18 protein-coding genes are annotated in these 20,744 nt (G+C 46.8%); 7 read left to right on the forward strand and 11 right to left on the reverse strand.

The genetic code is table 11. The annotated features are described in order from the left end of the window. Positions 1 to 30 precede the first annotated feature (30 nt). Positions 31 to 1,413 (forward strand): argininosuccinate lyase, encoded by a 1,383-nt coding sequence (gene argH / locus B2W60_RS12870; RefSeq protein WP_292361327.1) that lies wholly within the window; start codon positions 31 to 33, stop codon positions 1,411 to 1,413. Positions 1,414 to 1,533: 120 nt separating this feature from the next. Beyond that, complete coding sequence (locus B2W60_RS12875) at positions 1,534 to 2,880, forward strand: DUF5924 family protein (protein ID WP_292361328.1); 1,347 nt, start codon at positions 1,534 to 1,536, stop codon at positions 2,878 to 2,880. On the opposite strand, the gene B2W60_RS12880 is transcribed toward B2W60_RS12875, so the two are convergent. From B2W60_RS12880 to B2W60_RS12895, 4 genes are read right to left on the reverse strand one after another with little or no spacing between them, the layout of a single operon-like run. Then, entirely contained in the window at positions 2,877 to 3,092 is a 216-nt protein-coding gene (locus B2W60_RS12880) for a hypothetical protein (protein ID WP_292361329.1), read from the reverse strand. The two genes, B2W60_RS12875 and B2W60_RS12880, sit on opposite strands and share 4 nt — an antisense overlap. A gap of 26 nt (positions 3,093 to 3,118) precedes the next feature. Next, complete coding sequence (locus B2W60_RS12885) at positions 3,119 to 3,469, reverse strand: DUF3325 domain-containing protein (protein WP_292361330.1); 351 nt, start codon at positions 3,467 to 3,469, stop codon at positions 3,119 to 3,121. Further along, complete coding sequence (locus tag B2W60_RS12890; RefSeq protein WP_292361331.1) at positions 3,469 to 5,112, reverse strand: PepSY-associated TM helix domain-containing protein; 1,644 nt, start codon at positions 5,110 to 5,112, stop codon at positions 3,469 to 3,471. The genes B2W60_RS12885 and B2W60_RS12890 overlap by 1 nt, the downstream gene beginning before the upstream one ends. Beyond that, complete coding sequence (locus B2W60_RS12895; RefSeq protein ID WP_292361332.1) at positions 5,109 to 5,390, reverse strand: hypothetical protein; 282 nt, start codon at positions 5,388 to 5,390, stop codon at positions 5,109 to 5,111. Before B2W60_RS12895 ends, B2W60_RS12890 begins: the two co-directional genes overlap by 4 nt. A 442-nt stretch (positions 5,391 to 5,832) precedes the next feature. Here B2W60_RS12895 and B2W60_RS12900 point away from each other — a divergent pair, with 442 nt between their 5' ends. The 4 genes from B2W60_RS12900 to B2W60_RS12915 all read left to right on the forward strand — a co-directional run bounded on the left by B2W60_RS12900 (position 5,833) and on the right by B2W60_RS12915 (position 13,447). Continuing rightward, positions 5,833 to 7,290 carry an acetamidase/formamidase family protein gene (locus tag B2W60_RS12900; protein WP_292361333.1) on the forward strand — a complete coding sequence of 486 codons (1,458 nt, stop codon included), beginning with the start codon at positions 5,833 to 5,835 and terminating at the stop codon, positions 7,288 to 7,290. A gap of 90 nt (positions 7,291 to 7,380) precedes the next feature. Continuing rightward, positions 7,381 to 9,816 carry an acetamidase/formamidase family protein gene (locus B2W60_RS12905; RefSeq protein WP_292361334.1) on the forward strand — a complete coding sequence of 812 codons (2,436 nt, stop codon included), beginning with the start codon at positions 7,381 to 7,383 and terminating at the stop codon, positions 9,814 to 9,816. Positions 9,817 to 10,103: 287 nt separating this feature from the next. Next, entirely contained in the window at positions 10,104 to 12,176 is a 2,073-nt protein-coding gene (locus B2W60_RS12910; protein ID WP_292361335.1) for a catalase, read from the forward strand. A 110-nt stretch (positions 12,177 to 12,286) separates the two neighbouring features. Then, positions 12,287 to 13,447 carry a DUF748 domain-containing protein gene (locus B2W60_RS12915; RefSeq protein WP_292361336.1) on the forward strand — a complete coding sequence of 387 codons (1,161 nt, stop codon included), beginning with the start codon at positions 12,287 to 12,289 and terminating at the stop codon, positions 13,445 to 13,447. Positions 13,448 to 13,487: 40 nt separating this feature from the next. Here B2W60_RS12915 and B2W60_RS12920 read toward each other — a convergent pair whose 3' ends face one another. The 6 genes from B2W60_RS12920 to B2W60_RS12945 all read right to left on the reverse strand — a co-directional run bounded on the left by B2W60_RS12920 (position 13,488) and on the right by B2W60_RS12945 (position 19,330). Beyond that, entirely contained in the window at positions 13,488 to 13,784 is a 297-nt protein-coding gene (locus B2W60_RS12920; protein ID WP_292361337.1) for a Rho termination factor N-terminal domain-containing protein, read from the reverse strand. 24 nt (positions 13,785 to 13,808) lie between these two features. Continuing rightward, positions 13,809 to 14,330 carry a MauE/DoxX family redox-associated membrane protein gene (locus B2W60_RS12925; protein WP_292361338.1) on the reverse strand — a complete coding sequence of 174 codons (522 nt, stop codon included), beginning with the start codon at positions 14,328 to 14,330 and terminating at the stop codon, positions 13,809 to 13,811. A gap of 172 nt (positions 14,331 to 14,502) precedes the next feature. Further along, positions 14,503 to 16,959 carry a TonB-dependent siderophore receptor gene (locus tag B2W60_RS12930; RefSeq protein WP_292361339.1) on the reverse strand — a complete coding sequence of 819 codons (2,457 nt, stop codon included), beginning with the start codon at positions 16,957 to 16,959 and terminating at the stop codon, positions 14,503 to 14,505. 80 nt (positions 16,960 to 17,039) lie between these two features. After that, on the reverse strand, positions 17,040 to 18,014 hold the full coding sequence (locus B2W60_RS12935; protein ID WP_292361340.1) for a FecR domain-containing protein: 975 nt from the start codon (positions 18,012 to 18,014) through the stop codon (positions 17,040 to 17,042). Continuing rightward, positions 18,011 to 18,550, reverse strand: coding sequence for a sigma-70 family RNA polymerase sigma factor (locus B2W60_RS12940; protein WP_292361341.1), 540 nt, complete (start codon positions 18,548 to 18,550; stop codon positions 18,011 to 18,013). Before B2W60_RS12940 ends, B2W60_RS12935 begins: the two co-directional genes overlap by 4 nt. Before the next feature lie 123 nt (positions 18,551 to 18,673). Then, entirely contained in the window at positions 18,674 to 19,330 is a 657-nt protein-coding gene (locus B2W60_RS12945) for a Fe2+-dependent dioxygenase (protein ID WP_292361342.1), read from the reverse strand. A 67-nt stretch (positions 19,331 to 19,397) separates the two neighbouring features. Between B2W60_RS12945 and B2W60_RS12950 the strand changes: the two genes are divergently transcribed. Then, complete coding sequence (locus B2W60_RS12950; protein WP_292361343.1) at positions 19,398 to 20,195, forward strand: hypothetical protein; 798 nt, start codon at positions 19,398 to 19,400, stop codon at positions 20,193 to 20,195. A gap of 74 nt (positions 20,196 to 20,269) precedes the next feature. Here the strand turns inward: B2W60_RS12950 and B2W60_RS12955 are convergent, their stop codons facing one another. Continuing rightward, positions 20,270 to 20,725 (reverse strand): TerB family tellurite resistance protein, encoded by a 456-nt coding sequence (locus B2W60_RS12955; protein ID WP_292361344.1) that lies wholly within the window; start codon positions 20,723 to 20,725, stop codon positions 20,270 to 20,272. Between the last annotated feature and the right edge of the window lie 19 nt (positions 20,726 to 20,744).

Below are 20,744 nucleotides of genomic sequence, written 5' to 3' on the forward strand. Positions count from 1 at the left end.
TTTTTCTGCCAGCAATCACAGGCCCGTGCTATGACCGCATCTGATAAAAAGCTTTCTTCTGCCCGTCTTACGCAACCCACCAATAAGTTTGTTGAGGAATTCACTGCTTCGGTGACCTTTGATAAACGCATGTACCGGCAGGACATTGAGGGTTCCATTGCTCATGCCACCATGTTGTGCAAAGTCGACGTGCTAACAGCAAGCGAACGTGATCAAATCATTAATGGTTTGCAGCAGATTGAAACTGAAATTGATAACGATCAGTTTGAGTGGTCAATTGCACAGGAAGATGTGCATATGAATATCGAGTCCAGACTGATCAAACTGATTGGCGAAGTGGGCAAAAAACTGCATACCGGTCGGTCACGTAATGATCAGGTGGCAACCGATGTGCGTTTGTATCTGCGCGATATGATTGTGCCGATTCGCAGTGAATTACAAAGATTACGTTCTACATTGCTGGATGTAGCCGAACGTGAATTTAATACCATCATGCCCGGCTTTACCCATCTTCAAACGGCGCAACCAGTGACGTTTGGTCATCATATGCTGGCCTGGTTTGAGATGCTCAGCCGCGATCTGGAACGTCTGGACGATTGCTCTAAACGGGTCAACAGTCTTCCATTAGGTGCTGCTGCACTGGCCGGTACCACCTTTCCGATTGATCGCGAATATACCGCTGAATTGCTTGGCTTTGAACGTATCTGTCGCAACTCGCTGGATGCGGTCAGTGATCGTGATTTTGCCATCGAATTTAACAGCTTCGCCTCACTGCTGATGATGCATTTGTCGCGCTTCTCAGAGGAACTGATCATCTGGTCATCTGCCCAGTTTGATTTTGTCGATCTGGGTGATGCGTTCTGCACCGGCTCGTCGATCATGCCGCAGAAGAAAAATCCGGATGTGCCGGAACTGATACGGGGTAAAACCAGCCGGGTTTACGGAAATCTGTTTAACCTGCTGACGCTGATGAAAAATCAGCCCTTGGCGTACAACAAAGATAACCAGGAAGACAAAGAACCGTTGTTTGACACCATTGATACGTTGCTCGGTTCTTTGCGTGTTTATGCCGATATGCTGGCTGTAATTACAGTCAAAAAAGATAATATGCGTCTGGCGGCGCTGAAAGGTTATGCAACGGCAACCGATCTGGCTGATTATCTGGTGCGTAAGGGTGTCGCATTCCGTGATGCTCATGAAGTTGTCGGTCTGTCAGTCGCCTATGCGATAAAACAGCAAAAAGACTTGTCGGCTCTGTCATTGGATGAGTTGCAACAGTTCAGTGATCAGATCAGTGAAGATGTGTTTGCGGTATTAACCCTTGAAGGTTCAGTAGCGGCTCGAAATCATCTCGGTGGCACAGCGCCAGAACAGGTAAAAAAAGCGATCCAAATTGCTCGTAGCGAATTGTAAAACCACTACCAAAATCGATTGACGTGCTAATCATTCGACTACCAATCTGATGTTCATAGGTGATAAGCAAATTCATCATCTTTATTTAGCTTTTACACTGACCGCGGTAGCTCAGCTCAAATGGCCACATTGAAATCATTACTCTTTTCGCTGATTGAATTAGCGAAACGCTGGCCCGGTCTGATTGCAGCGTTTGGTTTTATTTCCGGTGTGGCCAGTTATTTTCTGGTGGAACGTAAAGAATCACTGGCGCAAGTAATTGCCATTGTAATGCTGGTGAGCTGGGTGTTTCTGGTACTGGAAAACTGGTTACGCGAGAGCTTTAAAAACCGCTTTGGCCTCAATATACCGCCAGCATTGATGCATTATGTGACGCAATTGGTGCATCAGGAAAGTCTGTTTTTTGCCTTACCGTTTTTCCTTGCAGTCACTACCTGGAACCACACCCAGGCAGGTTTTACCGGATTATTAGTTTTATGCGCGTTGATCTCAGTGATCGATCCTTTGTATTACAAACAGCTCGCGCCGCGTCGTTCACTCTTTGTCATTTTTCATGCATTAGCATTATTTGCTGTTTTGCTGGTGGCTCTACCGATACTGCTGCAACTGACGACTGGACAAAGTCTGGCGATTGCATTGATTGTCTCTCTCCTGTTCAGTCTGCCCAGCTTGGTAAAGTTTGTCGTCAACGGCCAATGGTGGCGTCGGCCTGTCATGGTGCTGATGTTATCCGCTTTAGCTGCTGGCTTATGGCAAGTCCCAAGCTTAGTACCACCTGCGGCGTTACGCTTGACAGAATTTAATCTGGTTCAGCAAGTGGATCGTGAGCAACGTACCCATAGCATCCACATTGACCGCCTTGATGTGGAATCACTGAAACGCGATGGCATCTATGCCTGGACAGCTATCCGCGCACCTCGCGGCTTACAGGAAAAAATCCATCATATCTGGATGCATAACGGCAAACAGGTAGATCGAATCACGCTGAATATTGAAGGCGGCAGCGAACAGGGATATCGAGCCTGGACACAGAAACTGAATTTCCCCAAAGATCCGATAGGTAAATGGCAGGTTAAAGTGGTCACAGATTCCGGTCAGCTAATCGGCATCAAACGCTTTACCGTTGAAGCCAGCATCAACGAACAGGAAAGCCTTTTTGAGCGTCTTAAACCACCCTTCATTCAGGAGCGCGTTGAAGATCAGCAGAACAATAAAGATCCTGACAACACGCAACAACCTGAGAATACGGAAGGAAGAGAAAGCCTGTATGAGCGTCTGGCACCGCAGTTTATTCAGGGGATGAGCGAAAGCCAGAATGATCCTGAAGAATCGGAAAGTATTCAAGAACTGGAGAATACTGAAATACAGGAAAACACTGAAGAGCAGGAAAATGATGCTCGAGAACCGCAAGTGCCCGAAGAACTAACGAACACTGATGGGCAAGATATCCCCGAAGAACAGAATTAATCTTTTTGATAGACACCAAGAAACGAAGCAATCGTTAAAAATACCATCCACACCAGATAACTCGGCAACCATACAGACCACCAGCCTTCTTCCAATGGTGTGGATGAAACCGGGTCAACATGTATATAAGCATAGAGATTCAATGCCAGATTAATCAGTAAACCAATAATTCCAATCACACACAAAATCACATCCAGTCTGAATTTTTTCATAGCTGCCCCATGAAATTACATCAAGATTAACATAGCCATAAAACGACACAACTTGCCAATCCGACAACCGACAATCCCAGTGCCTTTGCTGTCGCTAATCGTGGCCAATAAGCCAGTAAACTCACCCACATCACTGCGGCCACTGATAGTAAACCCAGCCAGATCACAATGCCGACCACAACACCCCACATGCTGATAACCGGCCATAGTGAAACTATCAGCAATGCAATCGAGGCAACCCGCAATACAAAATTGTTTCGGGCAGATAACTTAGCCGCATTTAACTGCGAATAATTCCGCGGCATTGCAAGACTTAACCCGGCCATACCGGCATAACACAAGGCTGTTCCGAGCAACATCATCAGCAACATGTTCATTAAGCTGACTCCGATTCAGGTTTATAGACTCTGTTGGCTTCTGTTATGGTTTTTTGTTGTTTGCGTTTGAGTATTTTGACCGTGAAGACACCTAACACCCCGAACAGCAGTACCGTTAGCTCAAATCCCACGTTTGACCAGTCCCCCCGGGCAAAATAATGGAATAAGTGCTGGCCGGTGGTCAGCCAATTAACGATTGGCAGCAACAGAGATAAAACAGCAAAGCCAATTAATTGTTCTATCCAGGCACGTGAGGCAGGTCGTAATGCGGCATGCAGCAAACTGCCCAGCCAGATAAAAAAGAACAGCTTAATTTCCCAGCCGGCTCGATCGGCTACTTCCAGAGGCAACAGTCGATTCACCCAGAAAAACGCTATACAGGCCACCATTAATCCACTGATGGCGCTGATATTGAGCACTTCAATGGCGCGGTAAACCTTGGGTGTCTGTGCACCAAATTCATTGAGCGATCTCTGACGTCGTTTCACCATAAACAGAATGGCGCCAGTGGCCATCATGATGGTGCCCGCCATGCCCAGAATAAAATAAATCCAGCGCACGGTATAACCGCCAAAATTGGCAAAATGTAAGGTCCGCATAATACGTTGTGCGGCAAACGCATTACTTTTATCAAATAAATCTGGTGCTTCGATATGCAGCAACTCACCAGTGACAGCGTCCAGAATCACCTGGCCGGAACTCAAAAATAACAGGCGTCCGGTATTTTTTTCTTTTTCGAATAAGCCAAACACCTTGGCCACCGCACTGCTGTCGCCGGGATGCTCCACACTGATGAAACTAGCGGGTTTTTCCATCAATGCTTCCGCTTTTTCGAACAATTCCGTTACCGGATAAACCTCAGCTTGAATCCCGGTTTCTGGACGATGCTCCGGTTGATTGAACACTTCGGCAAAAAAGGTTCGTGGATGGTCATAATTAGCTATTACGCCAACAGGCATGTAAACCGTGACAAAGACGATCAGGCCGGTATAAGCAATCATCAATTGAAACGGCAAGGATAAAACTGAAGATGCATTATGCGCATCAAGCCAGCTGCGTTGCCCCTTGCCGGGGCGAAAGGTAAAGAAGTCCTTGAATATACGCTTATGAATAATAATGCCGCTGACCAGCGCCACCAGCATAATCATGGTAAAAAAGCCTACCAACCAGATACCAGCTGTACCGGCATGAAACTCAAAATGCATATGCACAAAATGATGTCCGCCCTGTGTTTCACGTTCCTGCTTTTGAGTTAGTAATTCACCGCTGACCGGATGCAATCGAGCTTGTTGGAACTGCTCGTTTTCATTTTCCCAAGTTAAGCCGATAGCCGGATCTACTTCACTGGGTAAACGTATTCTCCAAAGGTGGCTTTGTGGCGCAATATCTCGCAGATAGGCTTCACCTTTTGTGACTGCATCCAAACGCTGCTGCTGAGTGTTGGTCTGAGGATCAAACTCCCCCACCATGGCTCTTTCAGGGTTCATCCAATGTGTAATGTCATCATCAAACACCCCGATAGTACCGGTCAGAAAAATGGCAAATAATGCCCAACTGGCGACTAACCCACCCCAGGTATGCAACCAGGCCATCGCCTGACGGAAACGACCTGGTTCATTATTCACTGCTGTTGCCTGTTTCATCGCAGCAACTCCGTCAGCAGCAGACCTGTTCCGCCAATTATCACTGTCGCCGATAACATGCCTGTCCAGGCACGTTTGGCATCTTTAACCGCAAACACCCAGATAATGACTGCGGTATACACAGCAAAACTCAGTAATGAGCTAGTGATAACCGCATCAGCACGCGATAACGGCAAAATAGCGGCGACCAGAATCACCACTGCCGAAGTTAGCAAATAGCCACCAAATGTAGCGGCCAACAGCAGCGAAAAAATTCGGCCTGGGTAAGACAAAGTCATATAAGGATGTTCCATACAAACGGTTTTAAGCGAGCAAAGCCTTTTTCGATGAGATAATGGCTTCGCTGCCGACTCAGATGTTTTCAGTTAATAACAAGTCGAATGACCTGCATAAAAAGGCCATTTTCATGGTGTTTATCAACATTTTTAGTGTTTTCACAACAACAGCTAATGCGATAGATTATCGTTTGCATTCGTAATTAACAAGTCTCGAGTTTTCTATCCGTAAATGTTTAACGGTAAAAGTTTGGATTGGGTAACTTCCAGAAAGAGTTTTATTGAGGGTTATTGAGCGGTAGCAACAAACCTCAATTAACTATCTTCGACAAGAATTAGTGCGCCAGCCGACAAGAAGAACTCTCACTCTCCGGAACATAATATCTGCACGTGCCGCACTGCCGGGGCACCTCCGACATCAAGCAGTTATCCGAGGGGATTTATCATGACAGAGCATATTTGCACTCCAGGCTGTACACACGGCATCACCGAAGAAAATAAAAAAGACGTCGTCGAGGAATTTGATACGGCAAGACGTTCATTTATCCGTAACGCGTTTGTTGGCGGTGGTGCCGCCTCTCTGGGTGCCATGGGCATGTCCATGTCACCAATGAGTTTTGCCGCAGGCGCCAATACACCAATTAATGCTGACGCACCTGGCCAGATGCACTATTACATTCCTGCCACCCCGGAAACAGTTCTCTGGGGTTATTTCAGCAAGAATGCCAAGCCTACCGTTGAAATCGAGTCCGGTGATTTTGTCACCATGGAAACACTCACCCATCATGCCAACGATGATGCTGAACGGATGGTAAAAGGTGACCCCGGCGCAGAAAGTATTTTTCATTGGGATGCCCAACGCAAAGGTGTCGATAGACGTGGTGCTGGCCCGATGGATGCCAAGATTGGAGCAGGTGGTGGAGCCGGCGTGCATATCTGTACCGGACCAGTACGCATCAAAGGCGCTCAGCCCGGCGATATTCTTGAGGTGCGCATAGTTGATGTCACCCCCAGACCGAGTGGCAACCCTGATTACAAAGGTAAGACCTTTGGCAGTAATGCCGCTGCCTGGTGGGGCTTTCATTACGGCGATATGCTTACCGAACCAAAACAACGGGAAGTCATTACCATCTACGAAGTCGATGCAACGGGTGAGCGCAACTGGGCCAAAGCCGTCTACAACTATCGCTGGACACCACAAACCGATCCATTCGGTGTGGTCCATCCGACTATCGATTATCCGGGCGTACCGGTTGATCACAGTACCATCACCAAAAAAGAAAATATTCTGCGTGATATCCGTATTCCGATCCGGCCTCACTTTGGCACCATTGGCCTTGCTCCTGCAGAAGCCGATATGGTGAACTCGATTCCGCCCAACTACACTGGCGGCAATATCGACAACTGGCGGATTGGCAAAGGTGCGAAGATTTATTTCCCGGTCGCAGTGGATGGCGGCATGTTCTCAGTGGGTGATCCACATGCATCACAGGGTGACTCTGAGTTGTGCGGTACCGCCATTGAGTGCTCTTTAACAGGGACTTTCCAGTTTATATTGCACAAAAAAGCTGATCTGCCCGGCACTTCTTTGGCTGAACTCAATTATCCCTTGCTGGAAACCCAGGATGACTGGGTGTTACATGGCTTTAGCTATGCCAATTATCTGGCTGAACTGGGTCCCAATGCTCAGGATGATATTTACAGCAAATCTTCGGTTGATAAAGCGTTACGCGATGCCTATCGCAAGATGCGACACTTTTTAATGACGACTCAACAGCTGGATGAGGACGAGGCGATATCGCTAATGACGGTGGCGGTCGACTTTGGTATCACCCAAGTGGTGGATGGCAACTGGGGTGTGCATGCGATCCTGAAAAAATCCATGTTCCCGGCGCGCAGCTAGGATTTGTTTATATTATTCAGATCCTAGTTAATGGTTATGGCATAACACTTGCGAAAGGATGCTTCAGTATTCAAGGAATAAGACACGACCGTGACTGACCTGAAACGCTTTTCTGCCAGTGCTATACCCGCAGAGCTACGCCAGCCGGCCTGGAATGAAATCCTTTCCAGGCTCGGTCTGGCGAGTGATGCTGCAAGCTCCATTCGTAATGACGACAGTGGCCATATGGCATTGTCGGTCTCGGCACGCGACTCTGTATTTGTACAACTCACCGCAGCCCCACAGATTCTGTCACCGATCGCAGCCAAATCAACCCAACCCTTACAAGGCACTGTATTGGTGCTCGCCTTGCTGGATGGCACCGCGCAGGTGCTGGATGCCGATCAAACCGTCAAATTACGTTCCGGGGATATCATGTTGCTGGATCCTAGCCAATCCTGGCGACTGGCTTTGCAAACCCGTTTTCGCATCATGCTGATCAAACTGGAGTCATCCAGCTTTCTGCTCAGGCTGGTGCGAACCGGACGACAGGAAGCAAATCGCATCAGCACACAACAAGGTATCGGCGCGTTATGCCTGAACATGCTGCAATCGCTGACCGAACAGTTGCCTCATGTGGATAACAATGAGCTGCCTGCCTTAGAAGTAACGCTAGCCGAGTTACTGGTGGCTTGTCTTTCCCATAAACAATCTGCTGCCAATGAAGAAGCTACTGATGTGCAATTGGCCCATTTACGTCGGGTGTGCAGAACGGTGGATTCACGGCTGGACGATCCGGATCTGAATATTGAAAAAATCGCTGCGCAGGAAGGTTTATCCGCCAGATACTTACAAAAACTGTTCAAAAACAGTGGCACAACGTTCAGTGAATATTTGAAAAGCCGGCGGATACAGCATTGCTGTATCGATCTGGCTAACCCTGCCCTTGCCCAGTTCAGCATTGCTCAGCTGTGCTACCGCTGGGGCTTTAATGACGCGGCCAACTTCAGCCGTACCTTTTCGCAATTTATGGGCGTGTCACCCAAAAGTTATCGCGCTGCACCGCCGCAGGATCTGCATGAACAACTTCGCCGTGGTTGTCCACAAACCAAACCATCAGCTCGTTCGGCTGCATCAGCTCCGCAATCCGATGATGACATCCAAAAACGTCGCAGGCCATTTCAGGAAGTATTGGATGATCATGCTAAATATGCGCTGTCATTGCGACTTTCACCTAAACGGGTTTCCGACATAGATAACACTGCGCCTGGTCAAACCGACACTCACTCGCCTCGACAATATTACCTGCCAGTGTCCGATAAAACCGTTCACTGGGGCTATTTCAGCAATGCGATCAAACCGGTATTAACCGTTCATTCCGGTGATATTGTAACCATTGAAACCTTATCCCAGCATGCGTCTGATGACTGCGAACGTATGATCGACGGCGATGCCGGAGCACAGAGTGTTTTTCACTGGACGGGTACAACAAAGAATGTTGACCGGCGGGGTGCCGGGCCGATGGATGCCACGATATTTGGCCGTGGTGCAGGTGAAGGTTTTGGGGTGCATATCTGTACTGGTCCGGTTTATGTCAGCGATGCCGAACCCGGTGATGTGCTGGAAATACGCATTTTGGATATTCAGCCACGTCCCAGCTGCAGCCCGAAATATCAAGGCAAACACTTTGGCAGCAATGCCGCCACCTGGTGGGGCTTTCAATATGACGATCTGCTCACCGAACCCAAAAAGCGTGAGGTGGTCACGGTATATGAAGTACACCAACACACCCATTCACCGCATGCCAAGGCGATTTATAACTTTCGCTGGACACCGCAAACCGATCCCTATGGCATTGTGCACCCAACCATTGATTACCCCGGCATACCGGTTGATCATTCCAGTATCGACAAACAGTTCGGTATTCTCGACAAAGCCGTTATTCCGGTCAGACCGCATTTTGGTGTGATGGCCGTCGCCCCGCGTGAAAGCGGTATGGTTGATTCCATTCCTCCCAGCTATTTTGGCGGCAATATGGATAACTGGCGTGCAGGGAAAGGCACCAAATTGTTCTTACCTGTTGCTACTCCGGGTGCTTTGTTCTCGGTCGGCGATCCCCACGCATCGCAGGGTGATTCGGAATTATGCGGTACTGCAATTGAATGTTCTTTAACCGGTGTATTTCAATTGGTGTTGCACAAACAACGTGATTTGAAAGACAGTTTTATGGACGGCCTCAGCCATCCGTTTCTGGAAACGCCGGATGAATGGGTATTACAGGGCATGAGTTTCTCCGACTATCAGGCCGAGCTTGGCCCGAATGCCCAGACGCAAGTATATAAAAACTCCTCTATGGAAGCCGCCATGCGTGACGCCTTCAGAAAAGCCCGTCACTATCTTATGAAGGAACATGAGCTTAGTGAAGATGAAGCTATATCACTAATTTCGGTAGCGGTGGATTTTGGTATTACCCAGGTAGTGGACGGCAATCTGGGCGTGCATGCGATTATCCGCAAGGCTATTTTTCCGGACTATAAAGCTGATTAAAAACGCTTATTAATTGCCTTTTCTCAGACAATAAGAACGCTCTCTCCTTATCCACCTGCCCCATTAAAAATTCTTTGTAACCTGTAAACACTGTCTGCCACTAATTCTCAATTTTGTGACCCAGCTCACTTTACTCAGGTTAATGTAATTAGTTGGGGCCGGCGCAGAATGGGTTGTGGCTGTACTTGCAACTAAGCGTTGCGATCCAAGATCAACAGGCCTTTACCAATCGCTAAATTTCTCGCGACACATCCTCTGTACACCCAAAAAATAATCAAGGAGAAGTCATGGACAAAACCGATCCGAAAACAAACCGAGGTCATGGTGGCGAACCTCATCAGCAAGCGACCGGGAATACCTCCACACTCACTACCCAGCAAGGCGGCCCGATTGCCGACGATCAGAATTCCCTAAAAGCCGGAGCCCGTGGTCCGACATTAATGGAAGATCATATCCTGCGCGAAAAGCTGTTTCATTTTGATCACGAACGTATTCCAGAAAGGGTCGTTCATGCCCGTGGCTTTGGTGCTCACGGCTATTTCGAAACAACAGAAACATTAGAAGACGTTACCTCTGCTGATATTTTCCAGCGTAAAGGCGAAAGAACCCCGGCTTTTGTACGTTTCTCGACCGTGGCAGGCAATAAAGGATCAGCTGATCTGGCCCGTGATGTTCGTGGCTTTGCCGTCAAGCTCTATACCAAAGAAGGCAACTGGGACATCGTGGGTAACAATATCCCGGTATTTTTTATTCAGGATGCGATGAAATTTCCTGATCTGGTTCATGCCGTCAAAGAAGAACCCGATCGCGGATTTCCACAGGCGCAATCGGCCCATGATAATTTCTGGGATTTTGCGTCATTGATGCCGGAAAGCATGCATATGCTGATGTGGCAAATGTCCGATCGCACGATTCCACGCTCATTCCGGTTTATGGAAGGCTTTGGCGTACACAGCTTCAGACTGGTAGATAAAAACGGCAAGTCCCAGTTTGTTAAATTTCACTGGAAGCCAAAACAGGGCATGCAGTCTGTTTTATGGGATGAAGCGTTAAAAATCAACGGTGCCGATCCGGATTTCCATCGACGTGATTTATGGAACGCCATCAGTCAGGGAGATTACCCTGAGTGGGAACTGGGACTGCAGATTTTTGATGAAGAATTTGCCGAAAAATTTGAGTTTGATGTGCTGGATGCCACCAAGCTTATCCCGGAAGAGCAGGTACCTATTCGTATTGTCGGTCGTTTAGTGTTGGATCGGGTGGTCAGTAACTTCTTTGCTGAAACTGAACAGGTTGCGTTCTGTACCCAGAATATCGTCAAAGGTATCGATCATTCTAATGATCCCCTGCTGCAGGGCAGAAATTTTTCCTATCTCGATACGCAGTTAAAACGTCTGGGTGGACCCAATTTCACCCACATTCCAATCAACGCACCGAAATGCCCGATGCATCATTTCCAGCAGGATGGTCATATGGCAATGAGCAATCCGACCGGTCGGGCCAACTACGAACCGAATAGCTGGGGCGAAGAAGAAGGTGGTCCACGTGAATGTCCGGTAAAAGGTTTTGAAAGTTATCCTGAAGATGTATCTGGACCAAAAGTCCGTGAACGTTCCGAAACCTTTGCTGATCACTACAGCCAGGCCAGACAGTTTTATATCAGCCAGACTGAAACGGAGCAGCAGCATATTATCAATGCATTTGCGTTTGAGCTCAGTAAAGTCAAAACACCGGCAATCCGTAAACGCATGGTTAGTCATCTGCTGAACATTGATCAACAATTAGCCGAAAATGTCGCTGATAAATTGGGCATCGATCCGTTGCCGGAACCGGCTGATGCAGCAATGCCAACGCGTGATGATCTGCCCGCTTCTGACAAATTGAGCATTCTCAAAAATGGTCCTGATAGTTTTAAAGGCCGTAAAGTCGGTGTATTGATGACCGATGGGTTTGATGCCGATATTTTCAAATCGCTTAAGAAGTCACTTAAAGCAGAAGGAGCCATGTTGGAAGTGGTTGCCCCACATACCGGTGAAATCACCAGCAGCGACGGTGACAGTATCATGGTCGATGAAAAAGTGGATGGCGGCCCTTCGGTGCTATTTGATGCCATTGTGATTCTGCCCGGCAGCGACGCCGTGAAAATGCTGGCAGATATGCCACCGGCCATCACCTTTGTCAGTGATGCTTTTAATCACAAGAAATTTATCGGTTACGTAGAAGATGCCATGCCGCTTATGAAAAAAGCCGGTCTCAGTGAAATGCTGGACGAAGGCTGTATGCAGTTAACCAATAACAAAACCACGGACGAATTCACCCAAAACTGTCGTGATATTCGTTTTTGGCAACGGGCAGACTAGATGGTTTTTAGGTTTGAATCACCTTATGAGTCTGATCACCCGTCTGAATAATCTGGCGGGTGATTTTGCTCTGTTGTGATTCATCTAAGACGTCTTAACAGGAGATCACCATGGTCGCCAGACGCTATTCCTATACCTTGATTATTATTGTGCTGCTGCTTATCGCGTTGATTATTCTGCGCATGCAATTGCCGTCCATCGTCAAGGACTATTTGAATGGCAAAATGGCGGATATAGGCGAATATCAAGGAGAGATAGCCGATGTGGATATCCACCTTTGGCGCGGTGCCTATTCTGTCGACCAACTGGAAATCACCAAAAAAGACCAACCTGAAGTCGTCTTTTTTAAAGCACAAACCATCGACACCTCTGTGAGCTGGGCTGCACTTTTAGCAGGTAAAGTGGTAGCCGATGTGGATTTGATGAATGCCGAAATTCATCTGGTGGATGACGAAACTGACGACAAACCCGAAGAAAAATCCACCTGGCGTCAGACGGTGCAGGAGATTATTCCATTACAGATTGATCGATTAAATATTGATAATGGTGAAATCCATTTTCATAACTTTACCTCTGATCCCCCGGTTCATCTGGTGTTTTATCAACTGAATGGTGAGATCACCAATTTGAGTAATACCGATCGCAACGAAGGATTGGAATATGCCAATTTTGACGTGGAGGGACGGCTATTTGATAACGCCGATGCCACATTAAGCGGCCGCTTGGACCCATTAGGGGATTTTCATAATTTTGAACTCAAGTTAAAAATCACCGGAATCGATCTGACCAAGCTCAATCAGGTTTCCGAGGCCTACGGCAATTTTAATTTCAAATCCGGTAACGGTGACTTTGTCATGGAATTACAAGCCGATGAGGCCCAGTTAACCGGCTATGCAAAACCCGTTATGGATAATGTTGAAATCTTTGATTTGGAAAAAGATCTGGAAGAAGGCGTTTTCAGTGCGGCCTGGCAAGCGATTGTCGGTGCATTTGGCCAGATATTCCGCAATGAACCTAGAGACCGCATTGCCACCCAAATTGAAATCCGTGGCAATCTTGATAACCCTGATACCAGTGCCTGGCAGGCTTTTCTCGCCATCTTGCAAAATGCCTTTGTGGATGCATTTGAGAGTGATTTTGGCAGGGAAACCAATTCTGATACATCCCCATCGGAAGTTAAAACCACAGAACCTGAATCTCGCAATGATTCTGAAACTGAAACAAAAGCGGTGAACTGCCAGCTTCAGCCTATGTGGGAACAATGCGATTAATTAATAACGTCTCGCCACTTTGATAAAAAGCCGCTATTTGTCAGTTATTACGAATAGCGGTCACCAGTTCCGACTTGCTCATTTTGCTCCGCCCCTTGATATTCAATTGGCTGGCCCGGTTATACAGCTCCTGCCGTGTCCGTGACTCCAATGAGGAATTGGGATTGCCTGTTCCCTGAGTAGTTTTTCTCGGTGTACGGCCTTCTTCTCGGCGCTGTTTATTCACCGTGCGAGCCGCGATTTGTTCTGCTTTATCCGTCTTTTTACCAGTTTTTTTCTGTTGTTCTTTTATGTGCTCATACTGACGTTCGTCTTTATCTGTCCATTCGGCAACCATAATGTGTTCCTCCTGTTCATCGTATTAAATCAGCATCGTCCACATTATCAGGGCCATCACCACCATGCCTATATCCTCAGTTAAAGTAACCGTACTGAGTGGCACATCCAGAATTGACCCCATACAAGGGCAATTGATATCCAGCCCTTTTCGCAACGCCAGAATCACCCCGATAGCACCGAATCCCAATAGCAAGATGGTGAATGCATAAACCAGTTGCGGCATAAAAAATGACAGGTAGCCCAGGCCCAGAGCCAGCTCCAGCCAGGGATAAAAATAGGCATAAACCCGACTTTTCCTGGCCAGTAAATCATACATCTGAAAGCCATCAGCAAACGCCGAAGGATGAAACAGTTTTAACAAAGCAAAAATCGACAAAAAGATGCCCATAAAATAGTGCATCCAGTTGAGCATAGTGACCTGAGTTGAATAACTTATCGCCAACGCAGCAACTGCGCTGATTAAAATTAATGCCAGCAAAGGCCAGTAATCTTTCAGATGTTTACCGCGATCCGGCTGACGTTGTTTAAAAGCGGGCTGACTCATCGGAAATCTCCTTATCGGTGGATTTCAGTGGGATAAAAGTCTTGGGAAAGGAATATTGAAAAGCACTGCACAGATGCCATAGTTAAGATGGTAACAGCTTATTAAATATAATAAAAAGGCTCTGCCGGTAAGACCGGCAGAGCCTTGATATTCAAACTGATTTCTAATTTACTCAGAAATCATATTTCAATGTCAGATTGGCATTACGTGGGGCACCATAGGCCAGCTGACTGTAAAAACCAATGTTGGTGTAATACTTTTCATCAAACAGGTTATTGATATTCAGCTGAGCACTCAATGCAGGTGTTACCTGGTATTTAGCCATCAGTCTGACAAGCGCATAACTATCCTGTTTTAACTTTTCGGTCTGGCCTAAAGGATTAGTCGCCAAAGTATAATTCGAGCTTTCCCAGTTCACACCGCCCCCCAGAGTTAATTGATTTAAGCGATAGGTAGTAAACAATGTCGCTGTTCGACGCGGATAACGTGTATTGACTGCCGTTCCGTCAGCATCTTCTGCCTGAAACTGTGACCAGCCCACCATCAGATTCCAGTTATCGGTAATGGCACCCGAAATTTCGGCTTCAAAGCCTTTACTGGTCGTGCCTTCTGCAGCGTAATAAGCTTGGTTAATGGTACCTGGAATCAAATAACCCGCATCTACCTGCGCCAGATTATCCTGCTCAATACGGAAAACAGAAATCATTGCATTGAGGCGGCCTTGCAGATACTCAGCCTTGATGCCAGCTTCATAGTTCTCCCCTTCCAACGGGTCCAGATAATTTCCATTACGATCCTGGTAATCCTGCGGATTAAAGATATCGGTGTAACTGACATAGGCTGAATAGATATCATTAATCTCATAGATCAAACCAGCATAAGGAGTAACAACCTGATGATGATCAAAGTTGTATCGGTCACCATTCCATTTCATGCCTTCAATTTCCCAGTTAGTAATGCGGCTACCCAGGATTAATTTCAGTGGGTCGGCAAGGGTCAGCCGAGCAACAGCATAACCACCGACTTGTTTGGTGTTTTGGGTGGTGTAGGTGGTTTTTTCACCCCATTCAGGCTCTGGATACGAACCATCCCAGTCATAAAAACTTCCTGGCGCTGTGGCAACGCGTGGACGGTTATCAGTCGTTAAATCCTGTTTGCTATGCATGAAGCCCACCGTGAATTCATGACTTTTTCCAGCAAAATCAAATGGCAGTGAGCCATAGATATCGATAGTATCCTGTTCTCTCTCCACATCGTACCAGGCCGGGCTGGCAGATAATCCTAGTCCGGTTACACGATCAGGTGCCCCAGAGAGATATAACAAACGTAAGTCGGCTTCATTAATGTTTTTGGTATATCCGGCATAAAGCTTTAAACCAGAATCAAATACATGCTCAACATTGGCAAAATAATTGGTATGTGTTGAACTCCACTCCGTCCAGTCGGCTGCCGTAGTTTTTGAACGCGACCAGTCGGTTCTGCCGCCATCACTGAACCAGGTTGGCAAACCACCCCAGGTTGAACCCGTGGGTTTATTCTGTTGCTGGCTGATGCCGACATTCATTAAGGTGTTGTCAGTGAGATCAGCCGCTAATGTGCCATAAAACACGGTTTTTTCATTTTCCAGCAAATCGACATAGGAACGCTCATCCACATAACTACCCACTACCCGACCACGTATTGTTCCGGCTCCATTAAGCGGTGTCGAAATATCAACCGTGCCCTGATAGCGATCCCAACTGCCTGCACTCACAGAAGCATGCCCGGTAAATTCTTTGCTATCAGCTTTTTTGCGTACTAAATTAATTGCAGCAGAGGGATTACCCGCGCCGGAAATCAATCCGCTGGCACCACGTACCACTTCAATACGATCATAAATAACGGTGTCCATTTGGGACTCACCTGCCGCCCAACCAGATGACCAAGTGGTTGGAACACCGTCTATTTGATAATTATCAATATCAAAACCACGAGCCGAAAATCCAAATCGAGAACTATCTAAAGATTTTGCATTAATACCAGTCACCGTATTAACGACATCAGTCAGCGACTCCAGCTGCATATCATCCATCAACTGTCTTGAAATAACTGATACCGACTGCGGTGTTTCCCGAATCGATAAACCTAATCTTGTCGCGGTATTCATTGAACCTGTTGTGTAGGAATTGGTGCCTTCAGTCGTATTACCAATACCTGTCGCACTGACCTGAACCGGTGCCAGTGTCACACTATCCACTTCTGATGTTGAGTTAGAAGAATTGGCTTGCAGCTGATAACTGTCTGCAGAAGTTTTAACAATCTGCAAATTGGTACCTTGCAGTAATTGCTGCAAAGCCGAATCAATAGAATGTTCACCAGTGAGTCCTGAGCTTTGAAGACCTCGGGTTAACGCTGCATCAAAATAAATATTCACACCTGCCTGACTGGCAAAACGGTTTAACACACTGCCTAACTCACCGGATTGAATGGAATAACTCTGGGTGACTGTCTCTGCATAGATGTTGGTCGGATATGCCAGGACAGGCATTAATAACGCACTACATAACAACAAATGTCTGCTGGTGCCGGTTATCCGCTGAATGGCACGAACAACAGGTGTTTTTTGGGGTATCGATAAAGTGGTTTGCATAAATCCTCTTGTATGAATAACGTTGTTAAGGGGTTATCCACAAAGACGAGTTAGCATTTAAAAAGGTATAAGTTATTGAATTACGCCGAATGAACAGTCACCCAATAACGGCTGCGAAATGTGACATCTACTGGGAATAACCGCGTTACCGCCATTAACGCTTGGTCAGTATTGCTCACATCAAATGTGCCACTGATATGAAATTTCGACAGCTCAGGTTCAACACGAATTACACCGGGCCGATAACGGGCCAGCTCATTTAAAAAACTGTCCAACGGCATATCATTGATAATCAGCTTTTGCTGCACCCAGGCGTCTTCACCCTCCACAAGTGGCGCAAAAGGTTCAAATTCCGTTTGGGTAAAAATCAACTGATTACCTGCCGTGCAAATGGTCTGCTGTTTATTAGGCAAACTGACTTTTACCTGATGCTCAAACACCGACAGAATCGTGTAATCTTTTTGTTGCTGAACAGAAAACCGCGTCCCAAATGGTTTTAATAAACCTTGGCGGGTTTGCACATAAAAAGGCCGGATATCATTGGTTGAATTGGTGGAGATCATAATCTCACCTTGTTGCAGATTAATCCGTCGTTCCACCTCCGAAAAATCGACATTGATTGCTGAAGCACTATTCAGCATAACGATTGAGCCATCCGCAAGTTGCACTTCGCGTATTTCACCCGTTTCAGTGTGATGATCCGCCAGCATCAATCTGGCAGGTGAATACTGCCAAGTCAGCCAGCTAGAAGATGAAATAACACCCATACCAGCAATACTTTTCAGTATGTTTCGTCGAGTATTTGAAGGTTGCTCTTCTGTGTCTGGTTTAAGAGAATTAAATGCCAGATCACCGGGAAGTTGCTTGAGTTGTTGTTGCAGATTTCCCAGTTGCTGCCAGGCCCATTGATTTTCAGGCTGTTTCGATAACCAGCTTTGCCAGGCTTGCTGTGTTTTATCAGCATTGGAGTCCGCCGTGAGTTCCACATGCCACTGAGCTGCATCCGCCAGCGCTTTCTGCTGCTGCGGTGTTAATCTCGCTAAAGTCGCTTTCATGCATCAAGCTGCTCATATAACGAAAATAACAGACAATGCTGGGTGGCTTTGGCCATATATTTTTTCACCGAGCTTTCTGATATGCCCATTTCCTCAGCGATTTCGCGGTAGGTCATGCCTTTCAACTGGGACATCAAAAATGCCCTTTTCACTTTGGCCCCTAAACCATCCAGCATCGCATCAATGCGATACAGCGTTTCCAGAACAATTAAACTTTGCTCTGACGAAATGCCTTCCTGTTCGGGTTGTTGCATCAAGGCCTGCAGATAAGATTGTTCAATCGTGCGACGACGGAAATGATCAATCATCACCCGTTTTGCAACAGTCACAAGATAACTACGAGGCTCACGAATCGTTTCAACTTTGCCATGAAAGTCAGGTGCAGAAAGCAGTCTGACAAACGTATCCTGTGCCAAATCAGCGGCCTGATGAGAACAACTTAACCGCTCACGCAACCAATTTTGCAACCAGCTGAAATTGTTTTGATAGAGTTTTTCAAGACTTTCTGTCGGTGGTGGAGACAATGGCGCATTCATAGTAATTATTCGCAACTGTTAATGATAATGATTCGCAGTTGCATTTTAGGGTAATTAATTAATGAGAGCAATCCCTAAAAATATCTAACTGTTGAATGGCCTTGCCGATAAACGTTGAAGGTTTTAACGGTCCAGCCATTGTCGTAACAGATTATTGCGTACTCGCGAAAGGCGATCATATTGCTCTGTTTTACCGTTTAAATTGAATTCTTGACGGACTGACTGCTCCATATCAAACAGAATTTCCCGTTGATTTGGCTCCCGTACCCGGCTGGTGAGCCAACCAACAATAACCAGTCTTTCACCGTCGGTAACTTCATTAACCCGGTGCAGATACGTCGAGGGATATAACAGTAAATCACCCGCATCCAATTTCCAGCTACGTTCCCCGCTACTGTCTTCTAACACCAGCTCGCCGCCCTGATACTGGGTTTGGTCCGATAAAAACAAGGTGAATGAAATATCCGTGCGCTGGTTGTTGATCAATGCTTCATCGACATGGGTGCCGTAACGCATGCCGGGTTTATAACGACTTACCAGCAGTCGAACAAATTGTTGTGCATGGGTGGTCTGTAAAAATAAATCATTGGCCAGCAGGCGTTGTTCAACCAGCTTTAACACACCGCCAACTTCCAGCATATCAGCCTGCTGATTATGTTTTACCTGAATGGCAGCCCGGCCAGCCGTGCTCTGTCCGTCATGAAACAGGATATCCTTTATAGATGCATTAATAGCGTCGAGATCAATCGCTGATAAACACTGTGAAAGATGCAGGATCATATTGAGAATGCTTCTCATTTATGGCAAAGTAGATAACTTATCATACCCCCACTCAGAGAGACAGACTATGCAAGAAAATCGTAAAAAATGGTTAAGCATTGGCGTGGCTTTGGCCAGCGGCATCAGCCTGAATGCCGCTGCCGCGAATGTGTCCCATGATATACACTTCACCCACGAAAATATCACGCTGGCAGCCGCTGGTGAGGGTGAAGGTGACGGTGTTAGCGAGACCGATCTGAAAACCAATGATGTCGCTTTTTTAACACGCTTGGGTCTGATTCGCGGTCACTTGCTGGTGGGTTATGAGTTGTATAAACAAGGCCAGGTCGATATGGCGATTACCCATATGAAACATCCCCGTGATGAGCTTTATGCCGGGCTGGTTCCCTCTATTGAATATCGTGGTGGCGAACGTTTTGATGTTGCACTGAGCAATCTGGCTGACACAGTAACCAGCCAAGCTCCTCAGAAAGAAGTGGATGAGGCATACAAACAACTGGAAGCCGGCATCAAAGCGGCTGAAGCTGTGGTGAAACCCGATTTAAAAAACACTCTGCAGAGTATCAAAGACCTGGTCCGCACGGCAGGTGAAGAATATGCCCTGGGCGTTGAAAACGGCAAACTCGTTAATCTGCATGAATATCAGGATGCTTACGGCTTTACCCAAATCGCCAATCGCCGTCTGGAACAATTGCCTAAAGCCACTCGCAATGAATCAGCTGAGGCTGTTAAACAGGTTGAAGGCTATCTGGATGAGCTTGCTGATTTATGGCCAAGTATTGCCCCAGAGGGCGATGTGGATGGTGATGCTTCTAAACTGTATGGTGCTGCAGCACGGATTGAGATTGCAGCGTTAGGACTATAAACAGGACCAGGACTCGTTCAAATCTTTGCTCAACATTGGAAAGTGGAATGCTTCCACACAAAGTTTCAAGCTTATTAAGTATGCCCTGTTGCCGCCAGCTTGGCGGCGATATAATCACTGTGCTCGACATGTAACAGATTGCTGATGCGACGAATAACGTGTTGTTCTATTTGATGAATTTCGTTATCAGCATTAGCGAGTTGCCAAAGCAAGTGTATCAGTTCAACTTTCTTTTTCTGGCTGAACTGGCGGTTGATTTCTGAGGTAAAAGCAAAATAGTCAGTGGCTGATTTGTGAGCTTGCTCAGCTTCATTAAGCAAACTTTCTGCCGAAGTTTTATCGAGTGAAAAGCGTCTCTGCAAAATGGTCAACAGCATTTCCCGCTCTTCGTCTTTGAAATGATAATCAGAGGCAATCACCTCCACCATCAAGGCGGCTGCAGCGAGTTTGACCGAAACTTGCGCACCATCTCCGGTATCGTTATCGCTGAGTAATTCACGTTGTAAGAATTGTTTGAGTTTATCGATCATGAGGTTCTCCTGTACTGCA

The sequence above is a fragment of the Methylophaga sp. UBA2496 genome (assembly GCF_002341635.1).
Classification (GTDB): domain Bacteria; phylum Pseudomonadota; class Gammaproteobacteria; order Nitrosococcales; family Methylophagaceae; genus Methylophaga.